Origin of the sequence: uncultured Tateyamaria sp., assembly GCF_947503705.1 — a bacterium.
In the GTDB taxonomy this organism is placed as follows: Bacteria; Pseudomonadota; Alphaproteobacteria; order Rhodobacterales; family Rhodobacteraceae; genus Tateyamaria.
This window is the reverse complement of record NZ_CANNES010000005.1, coordinates 1-18,306: the sequence shown is the minus strand read 5'-3', so window position 1 is coordinate 18,306 and position 18,306 is coordinate 1. Positions and strand designations below refer to the sequence as shown.

Genomic DNA, 18,306 nt, shown 5'->3' with positions numbered 1-18,306 from the left:
GCATGCGCAGCATTCGACTATCTTTGTCTCAACGAAACGCAATATGAGGCACGGAAAAATGGCCTATTACAACGACATAGCGAAACACAGTGACCTGGTTGAACGTATCCTGGGCACAACCGCCGAGATGCTGAACACCGCGAAAGAGCGCCACGCCATGCGCCGCGTGTACCGCACAACCGTCAACGAACTGAGCGAGCTTTCGGGCCGTGAACTTGCCGATCTGGGCATTCACCCCTCCGAGATCAAGCGTCTGGCGTGGGAAGCGGCTTACGGCACACAAGCGCGCTAAGGCGCTGATAGGAACTCTCCGCGCATCCGCGCGGTAACCAAACAACCGCGCGCGTGCGCGCAAGAGATCAGGTGTCCCTCTCCTCCTCCCTGGGGCACCTGAAATTGGCGGCGGCGCCTACCTCCTCCCAGGCGTCGCCGCACCTTTTATTCCGCATCTGATCAGGTGCACGAGATACATCGCCAACGGGTCCTCCTCCTCCCTGACCCGGAAACGATGTCGAAAGAGCGGCGGCCCCTCCTCCCTGGGGTCGCCGTTTTCTTTTTGGGAAAAGTGTCGTCATGCCCGGGGCGCGATGCTAAAGGCCTGTAATCAGATCCTTGCCCAACGCACCAGGCCGGGTGATCGACAGCACGGTCCGCGCCTCTTGCCGCCGTCCGTCCTGCACCAGGCAGGCCGCCAGCGAAAAATCAATCAGGTCCCGCTGCGCCTTTGAGCCGCCAATGCGGGCGTGATCGCGCATTGCGGCCCCGAATTGCGTGGCGGCCTTGGCCCACTGCCGATCCTCCATCTCGCGATAAGCCATGGCGAGGGTGCGGGTCAGGTCGGCCACCGGCCCCGCTGCGCCCTCGATGATCACGTCAAGTGCGTCGCGGTCCCCGCCCCGCGCGTGGGCAAGGGCGGCGTGGATGTCGGCAAAGCCCAGTCCCGGCTTGGGAAAGCGCGCGCTGGCATAGGCGCTAAGCTCGGTCCAGCGCGCCACAGGCACCTCCACACCGGCCAGTTCTGCCCGGAAGAGAAGTGCTGCATTGTCCGTCAGCACGTTGAGCGGCGGCCCCTGGCTGATGTCGGGGGCGATGTCACTGTCCAGCACCTGCCACATCTGGTCCAGATCACCGACTTCCAGCGACCACAGCCCCACATGCCAAGACACATGGTTGTAAAGGACGGCGGTGGGCGCATAGCCCTTTCGCCATTGTGCCAGATAGGTCAGCCCCTCGGCGTCTTGCAGGTTCTCGTAGTACAGGTGCGCGCGGATATGGGCGGAATGGGCGCTGGTCGGGTTGATGGCCAGGGCTGCCTCGATATTGGTGGCAGCAGCGTCGAGTTGCCCCACCTCAAGCTGGGCAAAGGCCAGTTGTGCGCGCCACCACCAGTTGTCGCCGTAATGTGGGGCAAGGCCCGAGATGAAGGCCAATTGCTCCGCCTCGCGGCCGGGCAGGCCCGAAAACCCGATCAGGCCAAAGACGCTGGTGCACATCTGGGCAATCATGACGTCCTTGGGCCAAACTTTGACATGTTCATAGACCGCCGCACGGGCTTGGGCCGCTTTGCCTTCCAGCAGGAGAGCGCAGGCATTTATGTGCGCCTGCTCGCGATCGCTCAGCCCCGAGGTTAAGGCACGGGCGCGGCTCAAGCATGCCCTGACCTTGTCGGGATCGCTGCGCAGCTGCATTTGGCGCGCCAGCCCGATATGGGCCAAGGCAAAACCATCATCCGCAGCGATGGCCGCCTCGAACGCATCGGCCACGCCCGCCTCGCCCCCCAGAAAGCGGTGGACGCCCAGATCATACGCATCGCGTGCGGTCGCCGAAAGCGTGCCAACCGGATTTCCATAGGCGTCGTCGAGCATGGCAGGGGCCTTTTGTTGCGCGTGTTCATCGACACTGGCACCGGCCCTTGCGCCAAGTCAACATTGCCGCCTTTGGGCACCCTCTCAGAACGGGATGTCGTCCGCACCTGTGATGAACTTGGCCACGACCTTCTTTTGGCCCGCCTTTTCGAAGTCAATTTCGAGCTTGTCGCCCTCGATCCCGACAATCGCGCCATAGCCGAATTTCTGGTGAAACACCCGCTCGCCCATGGTGAAGCTGGACACAGCATTCATGTCGATGACGGTATTGCGTGTTTCCTTGGGCTGGCTGATGGGCCGATTGCCGGACCGGGCCTGCAAGCGTTTCCAGCCGGGTGAATTGTAGACGTTGGCCTCGGCCGCCGCCTGATGCAGGTTGGATTGCACGCCCATGCCCGGGGCTGCCGCGCCAAAGCCTCCGCCATAAAGACCCGGAGGCGTTAAAACTTCGACATGGTCATCCGGCAACTCGTCGATGAACCGCGAGGGCATGGACGATTGCCACTGACCAAAGACCCGCCGGTTGGCGGCAAAGGAAATCGTGCAGACCTCTTCGGCGCGCGTGATGCCGACATAGGCAAGCCGCCGCTCCTCTTCGAGGCCCTTCACGCCGCTTTCGTCCATGGAACGTTGCGAGGGGAAAAGCCCGTCTTCCCAGCCCGGTAGGAAGACCATGGGGAATTCCAGCCCCTTGGCCGCATGGAGCGTCATGATCGACACTTTCGCCTCTGCATCCTCGCTGGCATTATCCATGATCAGCGACACGTGTTCGAGGAAGCCTTGCAGGTTTTCGAACCCTTCGAGCGCTTTGACCAGTTCCTTGAGGTTCTCCAGCCGCCCCGGTGCCTCGGGCGTTTTGTCGTTTTGCCAATGGGTGGTGTAGCCGGACTCGTCCAGGATGATCTCTGCCAGTTCCATATGGCTAAGGCGCGGTGGGCCATAATCTATTCGTGTGGTTGGGCCGCCCTCATCCAGCACGGCATCGTCGTCCAGCGTGACCTCGATCCGGGGGCCGCGCAACTCGGCGTTCCAGCGGTCAATCCCTTCGACAAGCGCGCGCAACTCGCTGCCGCCCTTGCCCTTGATCAGGCCCTGTTCGACAGCCATGCGCGCGCCCTCGACCAGTGACACACCATTGGCACGCGCGGCAATCTGGATGGTTTGCTGAGCCTTGTCGCCAAGCCCACGCTTGGGCGTGTTTACGATCCGCTCGAACGCAAGATCATCGTCTGGCGACACAACGACACGGAAATAGGCCATGGCATCGCGAATCTCCATCCGTTCGTAGAACCGCGGCCCGCCGATGACGCGGTAGGGCAGACCGATGGTCAGAAAACGATCCTCAAAGGCGCGCATCTGGTGCGAGGCGCGCACGAGGATCGCCATGTTGTTCAGAGACACAGGCGCCATGCCACGGGTGCCAGATTGTGCCGCCTCAACTTCTTCGCCGATCCAACGCGCCTCTTCCTCGCCATCCCAGTGACCGATCAGGCGGACCTTTTCGCCCTCGTCCTTATCCGTCCAGAGTGTTTTGTCCAGCCGCCCCTGATTGCCTTCGATCACGCCAGAGGCGGCCGCAAGGATGTGGGGGGTGGAGCGGTAGTTTTGTTCCAGCCGGACCACGTGCGCGCCCGGAAAATCGGTTTCGAATCGCAGAATGTTGCCCACCTCGGCCCCGCGCCAGCCATAGATCGACTGATCATCGTCGCCCACACAGCAGATGTTCTTGTGTCCTTGCGCCAACAGGCGCAGCCAGAGGTATTGGGCGACATTGGTATCCTGGTATTCGTCCACCAGAATATAGCGGAACCAGCGTTGGTACTGTTCCAGAATGTCATTGTGGGTCTGAAAGATAGTGACCACGTGCAAGAGCAGGTCGCCAAAGTCGCAGGCATTCAGTTCTTTCAGGCGCGCCTGATATTGGGTGTAAAGTTCGACGCCCTTGTGGTTATAGGCTCCACCATCGGCGGCAGGCACCTTGTCGGGTGTCAGCGCCCGGTTTTTCCAACCGTCGATGATGCTGCTCAGCTGCCGCGCGGGCCAGCGTTTGTCGTCGATATTTGCCGCCCGGATCAACTGCTTGAGCAGGCGCAACTGGTCGTCCGTGTCCAGAATGGTGAAGTTGGACTTGAGGCCCGCAAGCTCGGCGTGGCGGCGCAGCAGTTTGACGCAAATCGCGTGGAACGTGCCCAGCCACGGCATCCCCTCGATGCTCTGACCCAGCATCTGACCCACACGGTTCTTCATCTCGCGGGCGGCTTTGTTGGTGAAGGTCACCGCAAGGATTTCATTTGGCCGCGCCCGGCCCGTGTTCAGCAAATGCACCACACGGGCGGTCAGTGCCCGGGTCTTGCCCGTCCCGGCCCCCGCCAGCATCAGAACCGGTCCATCCATCTGTTCCACCGCGGCGCGTTGGGCGGGGTTCAACCCATCCAGATAGGGTTGTGGCCGCGCGGCCATGGCACGGGCGGACAGGGAAGCGGCACCCTCAAAGGCGTCCATATCGTCAAAGCTGCTCATGCGGGTAATCTAACGCGGCGCGTCCCAAAGGAAAAGCCATGTTCGCCAGATGTTCCAAGTGTCATTTTGGGCCTTGCTATCGGGCCAATGGCGCAGCTCAGGTACGCCTTGCGGGAATGGGTCTGAGACCTGTCTTACCCACAAGACGGGGTTTCGCGCGGTACGGAATGTAAGCGCTTACTTGCGGCTTTCAATTCGGCGCGCCATAAGGCTGTCATGACATTAGAAGCCCGTTTCCCCGCCCTGTCCGACCTTGCTGCACGCGCCGAGCGGCGCATTCCGAAATTCGTTTGGGAATACCTCGACAGCGGCACCGGCAACGAGGCGACAAAGGCACGCAATCGGTCGGCGCTGGACCGGATCGGCATGATGCCCTCGATCCTGCATGGAGAGTTCACGCCTGATCTGAGCACGTCATTTCTGGGTGCGGACCTGCCCCTGCCATTCGGCATCGCACCGGTGGGCATGTCCGGGCTGATGTGGCCCGATGCGGAACGGCATCTGGCGCGGGCGGCCAAGTTACTCAACATCCCCTATACTCTGTCGACGGTGGCGGCCGCCTCGCCCGAGGATGTGCAGGCCGAGCTTGGCCCAAATGCCTGGTTTCAGATGTACCCGCCCCGCGACGAGGAAATCCGCCGCGATATGCTGCGCCGCGCCAAGGCGGCCGGGTTCAAGACTTTGATCCTCACCGTCGATGTGCCCGTGGCCTCGCGGCGCGAGCGCCAGACCCGCTCTGGCCTGACCAATCCGCCCCGTCTGACGCCGCGCCTGCTGGCGCAGGTGGCGATGCGACCCGCTTGGGCCATGGGCATGGCGCGCAAGGGCATGCCAAACATGCGGATGCTGGACGCCTATATTCCCAAGGCGTCGGAAAACCTGCCCGTCAACGCCCATGTCGGATACCTGCTGCGCACCTCGCCCACCTGGGACTATGTGCAATGGTTGCGCGACGCCTGGGACGGGCCATTCATCGTCAAGGGCGTGATGCGGGGAACCGATGCCGAGAGGCTGGAAGGCATGGGGGTCGATGCCATATGGATTTCCAACCATGCAGGCCGCCAATTCGATGCAGGGCCCGGCACAATTGAGGTGCTGCCTGCTGTACGGCGTGCCACGAACTTGCCGATCATCTTTGACAGCGGTGTTCAAGGCGGGCTTGATATCCTGCGCGCCATGGCATCTGGGGCTGATTTCGTGATGCTGGGACGGGCGTGGCACTATGCGCTGGCGGCCTTGGGTCCCAAAGGGCCGGAACACCTTGCCCATATTCTCAAGGCGGATCTCGAGGCGAATATGGGACAATTGGGTGCGCGCACCTTCGCCGAACTGCCCAAGCCATTTACGCTGGACTGAACCCTCGGGGCGGCGGACACCTCCGCGTTAGAGCCCCGCTTCATTGTTCCATAAATACTGCCGGGGGAGGCCAAAGGCCGGGGGCAGCGCCCCACTCCCCCTCGACACTCGATTACAAACGCCTCCCCAAAATCTCCTGATAAGGCGTATCTGTTGCTGCGCCTGCGCGCCGACCTACCCAGAACTACGTGTTGTTTGCGTCACGTAAACGTCATAAAGAATGCTGCAACTGCACAATACTGCTCCACAAGGGGGCAGCCAAGTCCTGTCCCGGGGGGAGCATTCATGCCCGACTTCAAGAAAATCCTGATCGCCAATCGGGGCGAGATTGCCATCCGCATCATGCGGGCCGCCAACGAGATGGGCAAAAAGACCGTCGCCGTCTTTGCCGAAGAGGACAAACTGGGCCTGCACCGGTTCAAGGCCGACGAGGCTTACCGCATCGGCGAAGACCTGGGCCCCGTGGCCGCATACCTGTCTATCGACGAAATGATCCGCGTAGCCCGCATCAGCGGGGCCGACGCGATCCATCCCGGCTATGGCCTGCTGTCGGAAAATCCCGATTTTGTGGATGCTTGCGAAAAAAACGGCATCACCTTCATTGGCCCCAAATCCGAGACGATGCGTGCCTTGGGTGACAAGGCTTCGGCCCGACGTGTGGCCGTTGAGGCGGGCGTGCCGGTGATCCCGGCAACCGAAGTCCTGGGCGACGACATGAAGGCCATCAAGGCCGAGGCCAAAGAGGTCGGCTACCCCCTCATGCTCAAAGCCTCCTGGGGCGGTGGTGGGCGCGGGATGCGCCCCATCATGTCCGAGGACGAGGTGGAGGAAAAAGTGCTGGAAGGCCGCCGCGAGGCCGAGGCCGCTTTTGGCAATGGCGAAGGTTATCTGGAAAAGATGATCCTGAAGGCCCGCCACGTCGAAGTGCAAATCCTGGGCGACAAGCACGGCGGGATGTACCACCTCTTCGAGCGGGACTGTTCCGTCCAGCGCCGCAATCAAAAAGTCGTGGAGCGGGCCCCTGCCCCCTACCTGACCGAGGCCCAACGGGCGGAGATTTGCGACCTGGGCTACAAAATCTGCAAACACGTGAATTATGAGTGCGCGGGCACCGTCGAGTTCCTGATGGATATGGACACCAACAAGTTCTACTTCATCGAAGTGAACCCGCGGGTCCAGGTTGAACACACTGTCACCGAAGAAGTCACCGGCATCGACATCGTTCAGGCGCAGATCCTGATTGCCGAGGGCAAAACGATTCAGGAGGCCACGGGCAAAGCCACTCAGGACGATGTGGTACTGACCGGCCACGCGCTCCAGACCCGGATCACGACCGAGGATCCGCAGAACAACTTTATTCCCGACTACGGTCGCATCACCGCATATCGCGAGGCGACCGGCATGGGTATCCGTCTGGACGGCGGCACTGCCTATGCAGGCGGCGTGATCACCCGCTATTACGACTCGCTTCTGACCAAAGTGACTGCCAAGGCCCCCACGCCTGAAATGGCCATCGCCCGGATGGACCGCGCGCTGCGCGAGTTCCGCATCCGGGGGGTAAGCACCAACATCGCCTTTGTGGAAAATCTGCTCAAGCACCCGACCTTCCTCGACAACACTTACCACACCAAGTTCATTGACGAGACGCCCGACCTCTTTGCCTTCAAGCGGCGTCGCGACCGGGGCACGAAGGTGCTGACCTATATCGCAGATATCACCGTGAACGGGCACCCGGAGGTCAAGGATCGCCCGCGCCCACGCGCCGACCTGAAACAACCCAAGCCCCCCGCCTTGCAGGCCGACCCGTCGCATCAGATGGGCACCCGTAACCTGTTGGAGCAGAAGGGCCCGCAGGCGGTCGCCGACTGGATGAAGGCGCAGCAACAGTTGCTGATCACCGACACCACCATGCGCGACGGGCATCAGTCCCTACTTGCCACCCGGATGCGCAGCCATGACATGATCAAGGTGGCCCCTGCCTATGCCGCCAACCTGCCACAGCTGTTTTCGATGGAGTGCTGGGGCGGCGCCACCTTTGACGTCGCTTACCGTTTCTTGCAGGAATGCCCCTGGCAGCGTCTGCGCGACCTGCGCGAGCGGATGCCGAACCTGATGACGCAAATGCTCCTGCGCGGGGCAAACGGGGTGGGTTACACCAATTACCCTGACAACGTTGTGCAGGAGTTTGTACGTGTGGCCGCCACCAGCGGCGTCGACGTCTTCCGCGTGTTTGACAGCCTGAACTGGGTTGAAAACATGCGCGTGGCCATGGATGCGGTGCAGGAACAGGGCAAGATCTGCGAAGGGACCGTCTGCTACACTGGCGATATCCTGGACCCCGACCGCTCTAAATATGACCTGAAATACTATGTGGATATGGGCAACCAGCTGAAGGATGCGGGTGCGCACATACTGGGCCTCAAGGATATGGCCGGGTTGCTGAAACCCGCCGCCGCGCGGGTGCTGGTCAAGGCGCTGAAGCAAGAGGTGGGCCTGCCTATCCATTTCCACACCCACGACACGGCCGGTATCGCAAGTGCGACAATCCTGGCCGCCTCCGAGGCGGGTGTGGATGCGGTCGATTGCGCGATGGATGCCCTGTCGGGCAATACCAGCCAGGCGACCCTGGGGACGGTGGTCGAGGCGTTGCAGAACACCGATCGCGACACCGGACTGAGCATTGATGCGATCAGCGACATCTCGGATTATTGGGAAGCCGTCCGCAGCCACTACGCCGCATTTGAGAGCGGGATGCAGGCCCCGTCATCGGAGGTTTACCTGCACGAAATGCCGGGCGGTCAATTCACCAACCTCAAGGCGCAGGCCCGCTCCATGGGTCTGGAAGAGCGCTGGCACGAAGTGGCCCGCACCTATGCGGACGTGAACCAGATGTTTGGCGATATTGTGAAGGTGACGCCAAGTTCCAAGGTCGTCGGTGACATGGCCCTGATGATGGTCAGCCAGAACCTGACCCGCACCGAGGTCGAAGACCCCGACAAGGACGTCGCCTTCCCCGACAGTGTCGTGGACATGATGCGCGGCAATTTGGGCCAGCCTCCCGGCGGGTTCCCAGCGGGCATTCAGATCAAGGCCCTCAAGGGTGAAGCGCCGAACCTGAACCGTCCCGGCGCGGATGTTCCGGCCGTCGATCTTGAGGCGACGCGCGCCGATCTGTCTGCCCAGTTGGAGGGTCGTTTCGTCGATGACGAGGACCTAAGCGGCTACCTGATGTATCCAAAAGTGTTCCTGGATTACATGGGCCGCCACCGGACCTACGGCCCCGTCCGCACCTTGCCCACCAAGACGTTTTTCTATGGCATGGAGCCGGGCGAAGAGATTACAGCCGAGATTGATCCCGGCAAAACGCTTGAAATCCGGCTCCAGGCTGTGGGCGAGACCAACGAAGACGGTGAGGCCAAAGTATTCTTTGAGCTTAACGGTCAGCCCCGCGTCATCCGAGTGCCGAACCGTTTGGTCAAGTCCACCACGGTCCAACGGCCCAAGGCCGAGCAAGGCAATGCCAATCACGTGGGCGCGCCGATGCCGGGTGTTGTTGCGTCGGTCGGGGTACAGGTCGGTCAGGAGGTTTGCGAAGGCGACCTGCTGTTGACCATTGAGGCGATGAAGATGGAAACCGGTATCCACGCCGAACGGGACGCGGTTGTCAAAGCGGTCCATGTGGGTCCGGGCGGCCAGATCGACGCCAAGGATCTGCTGGTCGAACTGGAATGACCCCACCGCTGGGCGCATGGGGTTTGACGGGCACGCCCGTTCCCCTGCCTGGCGGTCATCGCAATGTCGTGTTGCGTGTTGGCGACTATGTATTGAAGACAACGCGGCGGTCCGAGACGGCCTTGCGCTGGTTGGGGCCGGTACACGATGTCGCGCGGGCGGTTGGCCTGAACGCACCGGGTCTTGTTCCCAATAATCGAGGCTGGCTGGTCTGCGACGGGTGGACTTGCGAGCCGTTTTGCCCAGGTGTTCCGACCCCGCCGGGTCAGATCGGCGCAAAGATCGCCGCCTTTCACGCGGCCACCCGTAACATCCCACAGCGTCCCGGTTTTGCCGACGCGCACACCCTGCTGACCGCCCCCCGTGGCGGTGACATTGACCTGACGCGCATCCCAGAGCCCCTGGTGGCGCAGATGCGCAAAGCTTGGGCGGCCATGCCGTCTATGCCCGCCTGCATCGTACATGCGGATCTGAACCCCGCAAACATCCTGACCGCGCCAGACGGCACGATCACCGTCCTGGATTGGGACGAAGCGCGGCGCGACCACAAAGGCTTTGACGCAATCGAGCCCGATACCGCGACAGCCCGCGCGCGCCTGGCCTGGGAAATCGCCTGCTGTTGGGAGATCGAGCCCGAACGCGCGCGTGCGCTGGCCCATAAGATGGCGGGCTAAAGGCCGTTTTGCAGGGGTCAGCCCGACCCTTGGACGCAAGTGGCGCGGCCTTTTCCAATAGCCACAAGCACAACTGCTTTCATTCTGAAACAAAGCGCCCAAAGCGGTTTGGTGAGTGCTTGCCAGCGCCACGATACTTGCGAAAGGGTGCACGTCAAAGGGCACCACGCCCTGCCCGTCAAAGGACTGTGCCGATGCAAACCCCCACCAACCGCGCCACCTGGATCGCTGTTGCAGCCATGTTCATCTTGAACGGCGCGCTTTACGGCATCTGGGCTTCGCGCATTCCGGCCATGGCCGCCCGGCACGGATTGGATGCGGGTGACTTGGGCTGGTTGCTGTTGTTGCTTGCCGGTGGGGCGATCGCCGCGTTTCCGCTGGCGGGTCGCTTCGCCGACAAACTGGGCGCGGCCCCGGTCACTCTGGCAATTGCGGTGGTCTATACTCTGGCATTGATCCTGACGGCCCTTGCCCCAGGCGTGCCTACGCTAGCACTGGCCCTCTTTGCCTTTGGGGCCACGCATGGGGCCATGGATGTCGCCATGAACACCTGGGCGGGCGAGGCCGAGCGCCATATCGGGCGGCCTGTGATGTCCTCGTTTCACGCGATGTTCAGCCTGGGCGCGGGTTTGGGTGCGGCCACCGGCTATGTGTCAGAGCGCTGGGACATCGGCATCACGCCGCATTTCGTGCTGGCAAGCATCGCCACAGCCATCATCGCCCTTGCCTTTGCCCGCATCCCGTGGACCTCGCAGCGACAAAGCGGGATCGACAGCACGCCACTTTTCCCCATTCCCAAAGGGCCTTTGATTGCTGTGGGGTTCATCGCCTTTTGTTCGTCCATGGGCGAAGGGGCGATGGTGGATTGGAGCGCATTGTTTCTGGTAGAGATGGCGCAGGTCAGCCCGGCGGACGCAGCCTTGGGTTATACCGTGTTTTCCATTGCGATGGTGATCACTCGCTTGACGGGCGATCAGGTCACCCGCCGTCTTGGTCCCACAATCACGGCGCGCCTGGCCGGGATCATCGCCACTGCTGGCACATGCTGTGCTGTATTTCTGGGCACTTATGCGTGGACCTTGGCGGGGTTCGCATTAATGGGTGTGGGCTATGCCGTGATCATGCCACTGGCTTTTTCGCGCGCGGCCAACGACCCCGACCTGCCCCCCGGCACGGCCATCGCAAGCGTTTCGACGCTGGGCTATGGCGGATTGCTTTTGGGCCCCCCTGTCATCGGGTTCATCGCTGACGCCACCGATCTGCGCACAGGGTTTGCGGTCCTCGCGGTACTTGCGACCCTAATCATCGTGTTGGCCAGGGCCGTGCGACGCCCAACTTGATTGCCTGTTCTCGCTGTTCCGTGGCATGGGACAGATATGAATTTTTCCGCTTTCAGCTTTATCGTGCCTGACTATGAGAGCGGCATCCGGTTTTTCCGCGACACGCTTGGCTTTGAACTGCTTTGCGACATCGATCAGGGGCGCAAGCGCTGGGTCGAGGTGCGTGCTCCGGGCGGCGAGACAAGGATCGTGATTGCGCGCGCTGATGGGCCGGACCAGGACGCCATGATCGGCAAGCAAGGCGCGGGACGCGTGTGGCTGTTTCTCGAAACCGATGATTTCAAGCGCGACCATGCGCGCCTCGTATCCGAGGGCATCACCTTTGAGGAAACGCCGCGACATGAGCCTTATGGCACTGTCGCCGTGTTTCGCGATCCTTTCGGCAACCGCTGGGATTTGATCCAGCGGGCCTGAATCCCTTTCAGAAGGGTCGGTCGAGGGCTGGTGGCGCAACAGCCTTCCCAGCCGACGGCCCGGCATCACCACTGGCAACGCAACCCAGTAGGATCGCAAGGCCCAGGATTACCGTTTTCAACTCAAGTTGACAGACACGCATGCGCCTATTCCTTTTTGATGGGTCAGTCATTTGTCCTGCCCTCGTGTTGTCACAACAGGTATCGAAGCATCGCCCACCACACCAAAGCGCAAGTTCAAAACGAAGTGATCCGGCGGGGTTTTGCCGAAGGTCAGGACCTTAGACACAACAACGTCTTGCGCAAAGTCGAGGTAGATCGGCACAAAAGCGACGGCCCCTGCTCCATTGGCCGACAGGCCGGTCAGAACAAGGGGACCGCCCAGATTGGTCAATGTAAGCTCCACAGCCACCTCGGCGCCCTGCGCGATGGCTGATTGCACCTCGGCCAGCATATGAGGTCCATGCGGACCATCATGGGCTTGTCCGGGGCCCGCAATGACACCGGCAGCCACAACGACAAAGGCCTTGGCCGCGATAAGGATGCGTTCAGACATGCCAATCATACGCATAGGCGCCCCCTTTCCGTCGATCCGGGCAATATTTTTTGCGCCAGCCCGGATTTTCCTCTTGCAGCTCAGGCCCGGGATAAGTATCTCCGCCTCACCCAAGGAAGCGGGCGTAGCTCAGGGGTAGAGCATAACCTTGCCAAGGTTAGGGTCGGGCGTTCGAATCGCCTCGCCCGCTCCAACTTTCCACCTTACCCCGGTGGTTTTCGATAGGGTCGCCATTCTGGCGACCCGTCGTCGTTTGAGACGCCTTTGTCAGTTATGACCGCCCCGTATCGCAGCAATTGGCCGCTATTTTGCTGGTCCCAGCGACTCGCGGATGCGCAGAGAGCTTTGCAATTCCAGCGATGCCCCTGCCCCGCCATTCTCGACCATTTCGACCAGCGCGACGGCCGCTTTGCGCCCCATTTCGCGATGCGGTACGTGGACCGTCGTCAGCGTTGGCGTCACGATCCGGGCCAGTTCGATGTCGTCGAAACCGGTGATTGATACGTCATCCGGCACGCGTAATCCACGCTCGCGGGCACGTTGCAACGCCCCCACCGCCAACACGTCGTTTCCGCACATCACGGCCGTTGGGACTGCGTCCACGTCCATCACCTGGTCAAAGGCGACAGCGCCACTTTCGATCTCGTAAGTGGTCTCAATGATGTTGAGCGATTCTGCGGGGAGCCCATTCGAGGCAATCGCGTCCTTGATCCCCTGCAAACGCTGTTGGGCGCGGTCATTACCTTTGTTCATCCCCGATATCACGCCAATACGGCGGTGTCCGAGATCCAGAACCTTTTGGGCGAGCCGTGTCATGGAGGCACAGTTGTCAAAACCGATGGCCGTTTGCGGGTCTTGTTTGGAAAACGCCCAAGCCACCAGAACGGGAATATTCTGCCGTTCAAGATAAGCGTAAACCGATGGGTCGCGGTCATAACCGATCAGCAAAAGACCGTCGGCACCGCGGGCCACCAGGGCGCGGATTTGTTCCTGTTCGATCTGGGGCTGATAGGCGGAACTGGAAACGAGAAGCGTGTAGCCGCGTTCGTGCAACTCTTCTTGAAATGCCTGTAAACCACGGGCAAATATCGCGTTTTCCATCGTTGGGATGATGGCCCCGATGGTAAAAGTACGTTTGGCGGCCATGGCGCGCGCACCAAAATTGGGCACATAGCCAAGCTTGTCGATGGCCCCGTTCACCCGGTCGCGGGTCCGTTTCGCCACGCGGTCGGGAAAGTTGAGACAGCGCGACACTGTCGCCGTCGACACACCGGCCGATTTGGCAACGTCATCCAACGTGGGAATGGAACGCGCTTCGTTCATGTCTGCCTTCGTATCAACAGTTGTGGCTTTACTGATACCATACTGTGAACTCTTGGAAATCACGAAAAAATGTAAGGGCTTGCATGGAATCAATGTAAGCGCTTACAGTACGAATGGAACCAGCCCATTCAGGAGCCCCGCATGTTTCTTGCAGCCTCAGCCATCGTCTTTGTCATCTATTTTGCCAATGTCGCACTGGGTGCCCTCGCGAACAGCGCTGTTCTTGGCGATGTGGGCGAAATGCTGGTTCTGTTTGCCGCGTCGATCCTGTTCGTCGTGGCTATTTTGCAAAAAGAAGCTGACCGAAAAAACAAAGACGGCAGCTAAGGACTTTCTGGGAGGAAACCTTATGACCACAGACCGCAAGGAACTTGCGTCGGCCGCGCGCCGGAATTTTCTCAAACTGACAGCCACGGGTGGCTTTACCGCCGCTATGGTCGCAGGTGCCGCAGGTACGTTGTGGTCGACCGAGGCCGCGGCCCAAAGTGCGAACGAAGAGCGTGAGCGCGAGCGTGCCGCCGAGCACATCATGGTTCTGGCCACGGCATACCCTGTAGGCGCGTCCCGCGGCTATCCGATCATGCAACTGGACCTCAAAGAGAACATCCAGAACGCCACAAATGGCAAAGTATATGTCAAACTGGCCCCAGGCGGTCAGCTTGGTGCTGGCGGTGCCCTCGTGCAGGCCGTTCAAGGTGGCACAATCCAGGCGGCGCAACACTCGCTGTCCAACTTTGCCCCCTTTGCTTCGACCGTTGACCTGATCAACATGCCCTACCTCTGTGGCTCCAACCAGCGTTTTACCAACCTGGTGAATTCCGAGTTCTGGAAATCCACGGTCGAGCCAAAGGTCGAAGAAAACGGCTTCAAGGCCCTGTTCTATGTCAATATCGACCCCCGTGTCGTGGCTGTACGCAAAGGCGGCGCTGGTGCCGTTCTGACACCAAGCGATCTGCAAGGCGTGAAGTTCCGCGTGCCCGGTTCCAAGATGCTGCAACAATACTACCGGATGGTCGGTGCCAACCCGACGCCCGTAGCATGGGGCGAAACACCTTCTGCGATCAAACAGGGTGTAGCCGATGCGCTTGACCCCTCTGTCGGCGCGCTCGAAGTTTTTGGCTTCAAAGATATCCTGAGCCACGTGACCTTCACCCAGGCCGTGCCAGACAGCCAAGTCTATTCGTGTAACCTGGAATGGTTCAACTCGATGCCTGCCGACGTGCAGGAAGGCATCATGTGGGGCTCCGAGATGACCGCGCACCAGAACCTGGCCAAAGTGCCATCCGCACGCGCCTATGCCATGGCCGAACTGGTCAAGGCCGGTGTGCAGTTCCACTCGCTGAGCGAAGCACAACTGGACGAATGGAAAGCCGCTGGCGGCTACCAACGTTCCGAATGGGACGAGTTCAAGGTCGAACTGGCCGGTTCCATGGACAACTTCGCCCAGATGGAAGAGGCCGCAAGCACCCAGGGCAAATACTACGTCCACGACGCTTAATCGTCAGATCGGGCGCGCCACATGGTGCGCCCGACACTCCATTCCCACCGCAGACTGAGCATCGTGCAACCGCGCGCGCCTTCTGCGTGGCAAGTCAGCAGGTTCCAACATGGGTTTTGTGCGCCGATTAGATCGTGATGCCGAACGGTGGTTGCTTCTCGTCTTTTATGTGATGCTGGTCATCACCATGGCGATCGAAGTGCTTCGCCGCGAAATATTCTCCTACTCCTCGATCTGGGGGGAAGAGATTGTGCGATATTCCTTTATTTATCTCGCCTGGATTGGGGCAGCGGCCGCCGTGAAAGAGCGCGCCCATATCCGCATCGACGTGATCATGCACTACCTCGGGCCACGGCCCAAGGCGCTGCTTTATATCTTTGGTGATCTGGTCATGTTCGGGGTCGCGGTGATCGCGCTCTATTGGTCTTACGAATCCGTGCACATTTCCGCCAAATTCGGGTCAGTGACCGACGGCCTGCGCATCTCCAAAGTCTGGTTTTTGATGGCGGTGCCTCTGGGCTTTGCCCTGATTATCGTGCGCCTCGTCCAGTCCCTGATGCGCGACATTCACTCCCTCAGAACGGGCAAACCCGTTTATGAGGGCGACACGCTTTTTGATTGAGGGATGATTTAGAATGCTTTGGCAAACCTTTAATCAAACCGTTGAACTTGGATGGGATTTCTATGTTCCCGTCATCATCTTCGTTGCGTTGATTGCGCTGGCCGTGCCCGTCTGGGCGGCCATCGGCACCTCAGCCATCCTCATGCTTGTGATGTCTGGCGATCTACCGCTTAGCCTTGTCGGCGAAAAGCTGTTCACCGGCATTGACGCCTTTGCCCTGACGGCTGTGCCGCTCTTTATCCTGACAGGCGACGTGCTGGTCCGAACAGGGCTCAGTCGCAAATTCCTGGATGTGGCCGAGGCGCTGACTTGTTTTACCAAGGGTGGCTTTGGGTCGGCCACGGTTCTGGTCTGCGGGATGTTCGCGGCCATCTCGGGCTCTGACGCGGCCGGTGCTGCCGCCGTGGGCCGGATGACCATCGCGCGGCTGGTCGAGTCAGGCTACCCCCGCCCCTATGCCTGCGCCTTGGTGGCGGCCGGGGCCTGTACCGGAATCCTTATCCCCCCCTCCATTGCCTATATCATCATCGGCCTCGTGTTGGGCATATCCGCCTCGACCCTGTTTCTGGCCGCGCTAATCCCTGGCGTGACCATCCTGCTGGCAATCCTGATCACTAACCTGATCGTGAACCGCATCTATGCCTATGAGGGCGGCGGCCAAATGACCCTGGGCGAATGGCTGGGCAATCTGGGCCGCGCGCTGAAATCTGGCTGGTATGCCTTCATCGTGCCGGGCATCATCTTTTACGGCATATTCTCGGGCCGCCTGACGCCAACCGAGGCCGGCGCCACGGCGGTGGTCGTGACCATTGCCATGGGGTTCATCCTGCGCACGCTCAGCTTTGCGGACTTCCCTGCGATGCTGGTCAGTTCGGCCAAGGTGAACGGTGTGATCCTGCCCATCATCGCCTTTTCGGCCCCGCTGGCCGAAGCCTTGGCGATCATGGGTGTGCCGCAGGGCTTTGTGACCTCCGTTACCGGCCTGACGAACGAGCCTTGGATCTTGATCCTCTTGATGATCGGCATTCTGATCGCGGCGGGTTGCGTGATGGAAACCACGCCCAACATCGTGATCCTTGCACCGATCCTCATGCCCTTGGCCGAAAACATCGGCATGAACGAGATTCAGTTCTGCATCATGATGATCACGGCCCTGGGGGTGGGCTTTATCACCCCGCCGCTTGGCCTCAACCTCTTTGTCGTGTCCGGGATCACTGGGGAAAGTATCCTCAAGATCGCCGTACGCGCCGTTCCCTTCGTTTTGTGCATGTTCGTTGTCGTCCTGTTGATCGCCTATATCCCGGCCATCTCGACCACGTTCCTGCCTGACATCTATAAATAGGACTGAATGACTATGACGATTGAGTATCTGAAGAAGGCAGACCTGACATCCCTGTCTGGTGCGTCTGATGTGAGTGCGACGGTTCGAGAGATATTGTCTTCGATTGAGTTGGGTGGTGATTCTGCGGCTTTGGAGTATGCGGCGAAGTTTGATCGTTATGAGGGCAATGTTGTACTGACGGATGCCGAGATTGAGGCGGCTTGTGCGCTTGTGCCGGAGAAGCTGAAGGCTGATATCCGGTTTTCCCATGACAATGTGCGCCGCTTTGCCGAGGCCCAGAAGGCCACGGTCAAGGATGTGGAATACGAGGTTGTGCCGGGCATGATCGTGGGGCAGAAGGCGATCCCGGTCGATGCGGCGGGCTGCTATGTGCCGGGCGGGCGCTATAGCCATATCGCCAGCGCCATCATGACGGTGACGACGGCGTCTGTGGCGGGGTGCAAGCATATCACGGCCTGTTCGCCGCCCCGGCCTGGTGTGGGTGTGGCGCCCGCGATCATCTATGCGGCCCATATTTGCGGGGCACACAAGATCCTGGCCATGGGCGGGGTGCAGGGGGTCGCGGCGATGACCTTTGGGCTGTTTGGCCTGCCCAAGGCCAACATCCTGGTGGGTCCCGGCAACCAGTTCGTGGCCGAGGCCAAGCGGATCCTCTTTGGCCGCGTGGGCATCGACATGATTGCGGGGCCGACCGACAGCCTGGTGCTGGCCGACGGCACGGCCGATGCGCATATCGTGGCCACGGATTTGGTGAGCCAGGCCGAGCACGGCTATAACTCGCCCGTCTGGCTGGTCACGGATGACCGGGCGCTGGCCGAGGATGTGATGGCGCGGGTGCCGGGGCTGATCGACGATCTGCCGGAGGTCAACCGCGAGAACGCGACAGCGGCCTGGCGCGACTATGCCGAGGTGATCCTGTGTGCGGACCGCGAAGAGATGGCGGCCACCTCTGATGCTTATGCGCCCGAGCACCTGACGGTGCAGGCCGAGGATCTGGATTGGTGGCTGGACCGGCTGACCTGCTATGGCTCGCTGTTTCTGGGCGAAGAGACCACCGTGTCCTAT

16 protein-coding genes and 1 tRNA gene are annotated in these 18,306 nt (G+C 60.8%); 12 read left to right on the top strand and 5 right to left on the bottom strand.

Annotated features, from left to right (window positions below; genetic code table 11):
* The first annotated feature begins 43 nt into the window (after nucleotides 1–43).
* Entirely contained in the window at nucleotides 44–292 is a 249-nt protein-coding gene (locus Q1A44_RS12440) for a DUF1127 domain-containing protein (protein WP_299625291.1), read from the top strand.
* Nucleotides 293–590: 298 nt separating this feature from the next.
* Here Q1A44_RS12440 and Q1A44_RS12435 read toward each other — a convergent pair whose 3' ends face one another.
* Nucleotides 591–1,865 carry a tetratricopeptide repeat protein gene (locus Q1A44_RS12435; protein ID WP_299625288.1) on the bottom strand — a complete coding sequence of 425 codons (1,275 nt, stop codon included), beginning with the start codon at nucleotides 1,863–1,865 and terminating at the stop codon, nucleotides 591–593.
* An 84-nt stretch (nucleotides 1,866–1,949) separates the two neighbouring features.
* The gene (locus Q1A44_RS12430; RefSeq protein WP_299625285.1) at nucleotides 1,950–4,385 is read right to left on the bottom strand and encodes an ATP-dependent helicase; all 2,436 of its coding nucleotides are present in this window, start codon (nucleotides 4,383–4,385) and stop codon (nucleotides 1,950–1,952) included.
* 216 nt (nucleotides 4,386–4,601) lie between these two features.
* Here Q1A44_RS12430 and Q1A44_RS12425 point away from each other — a divergent pair, with 216 nt between their 5' ends.
* From Q1A44_RS12425 to Q1A44_RS12405, 5 genes are all read left to right on the top strand, one after another.
* A complete protein-coding gene (locus Q1A44_RS12425) occupies nucleotides 4,602–5,741 on the top strand; it encodes an alpha-hydroxy acid oxidase (RefSeq protein ID WP_299625282.1) in 1,140 nt (379 codons plus the stop codon).
* 285 nt (nucleotides 5,742–6,026) lie between these two features.
* On the top strand, nucleotides 6,027–9,473 hold the full coding sequence (locus Q1A44_RS12420) for a pyruvate carboxylase (protein WP_299625279.1): 3,447 nt from the start codon (nucleotides 6,027–6,029) through the stop codon (nucleotides 9,471–9,473).
* Nucleotides 9,470–10,147 (top strand): phosphotransferase, encoded by a 678-nt coding sequence (locus Q1A44_RS12415; protein WP_299625276.1) that lies wholly within the window; start codon nucleotides 9,470–9,472, stop codon nucleotides 10,145–10,147. The genes Q1A44_RS12420 and Q1A44_RS12415 overlap by 4 nt, the downstream gene beginning before the upstream one ends.
* A 194-nt stretch (nucleotides 10,148–10,341) precedes the next feature.
* Nucleotides 10,342–11,487 (top strand): MFS transporter, encoded by a 1,146-nt coding sequence (locus Q1A44_RS12410; RefSeq protein WP_299625273.1) that lies wholly within the window; start codon nucleotides 10,342–10,344, stop codon nucleotides 11,485–11,487.
* 36 nt (nucleotides 11,488–11,523) lie between these two features.
* Nucleotides 11,524–11,901 carry a VOC family protein gene (locus Q1A44_RS12405; RefSeq protein WP_299625270.1) on the top strand — a complete coding sequence of 126 codons (378 nt, stop codon included), beginning with the start codon at nucleotides 11,524–11,526 and terminating at the stop codon, nucleotides 11,899–11,901.
* A gap of 7 nt (nucleotides 11,902–11,908) precedes the next feature.
* On the opposite strand, the gene Q1A44_RS12400 is transcribed toward Q1A44_RS12405, so the two are convergent.
* Together Q1A44_RS12400 and Q1A44_RS12395 are read right to left on the bottom strand one after the other, a co-directional pair.
* Nucleotides 11,909–12,043, bottom strand: coding sequence for a hypothetical protein (locus Q1A44_RS12400; protein WP_299625267.1), 135 nt, complete (start codon nucleotides 12,041–12,043; stop codon nucleotides 11,909–11,911).
* A 26-nt stretch (nucleotides 12,044–12,069) separates the two neighbouring features.
* Nucleotides 12,070–12,456 carry a hypothetical protein gene (locus tag Q1A44_RS12395; protein WP_299625264.1) on the bottom strand — a complete coding sequence of 129 codons (387 nt, stop codon included), beginning with the start codon at nucleotides 12,454–12,456 and terminating at the stop codon, nucleotides 12,070–12,072.
* Between the two features lie 118 nt (nucleotides 12,457–12,574).
* Here Q1A44_RS12395 and Q1A44_RS12390 point away from each other — a divergent pair.
* Nucleotides 12,575–12,649 (top strand) — tRNA-Gly (locus tag Q1A44_RS12390).
* A gap of 110 nt (nucleotides 12,650–12,759) precedes the next feature.
* On the opposite strand, the gene Q1A44_RS12385 is transcribed toward Q1A44_RS12390, so the two are convergent.
* The gene (locus Q1A44_RS12385; protein WP_299625261.1) at nucleotides 12,760–13,779 is read right to left on the bottom strand and encodes a LacI family DNA-binding transcriptional regulator; all 1,020 of its coding nucleotides are present in this window, start codon (nucleotides 13,777–13,779) and stop codon (nucleotides 12,760–12,762) included.
* A 141-nt stretch (nucleotides 13,780–13,920) separates the two neighbouring features.
* Between Q1A44_RS12385 and Q1A44_RS12380 the strand changes: the two genes are divergently transcribed.
* From Q1A44_RS12380 to hisD, 5 genes are all read left to right on the top strand, one after another.
* Nucleotides 13,921–14,106, top strand: coding sequence for a hypothetical protein (locus Q1A44_RS12380; protein ID WP_299625258.1), 186 nt, complete (start codon nucleotides 13,921–13,923; stop codon nucleotides 14,104–14,106).
* A gap of 22 nt (nucleotides 14,107–14,128) precedes the next feature.
* Complete coding sequence (locus Q1A44_RS12375; RefSeq protein WP_299625255.1) at nucleotides 14,129–15,277, top strand: TRAP transporter substrate-binding protein; 1,149 nt, start codon at nucleotides 14,129–14,131, stop codon at nucleotides 15,275–15,277.
* Nucleotides 15,278–15,386: 109 nt separating this feature from the next.
* Nucleotides 15,387–15,899 (top strand): TRAP transporter small permease, encoded by a 513-nt coding sequence (locus tag Q1A44_RS12370; protein ID WP_299625252.1) that lies wholly within the window; start codon nucleotides 15,387–15,389, stop codon nucleotides 15,897–15,899.
* Between the two features lie 13 nt (nucleotides 15,900–15,912).
* Nucleotides 15,913–17,241: a TRAP transporter large permease gene (locus Q1A44_RS12365; RefSeq protein ID WP_299625249.1), complete on the top strand. Its 1,329-nt coding sequence runs from the start codon at nucleotides 15,913–15,915 to the stop codon at nucleotides 17,239–17,241.
* Between the two features lie 12 nt (nucleotides 17,242–17,253).
* Nucleotides 17,254–18,306: histidinol dehydrogenase (gene hisD / locus Q1A44_RS12360; RefSeq protein ID WP_299626147.1), on the top strand; the 1,053-nt coding region annotated here is incomplete at its 3' end.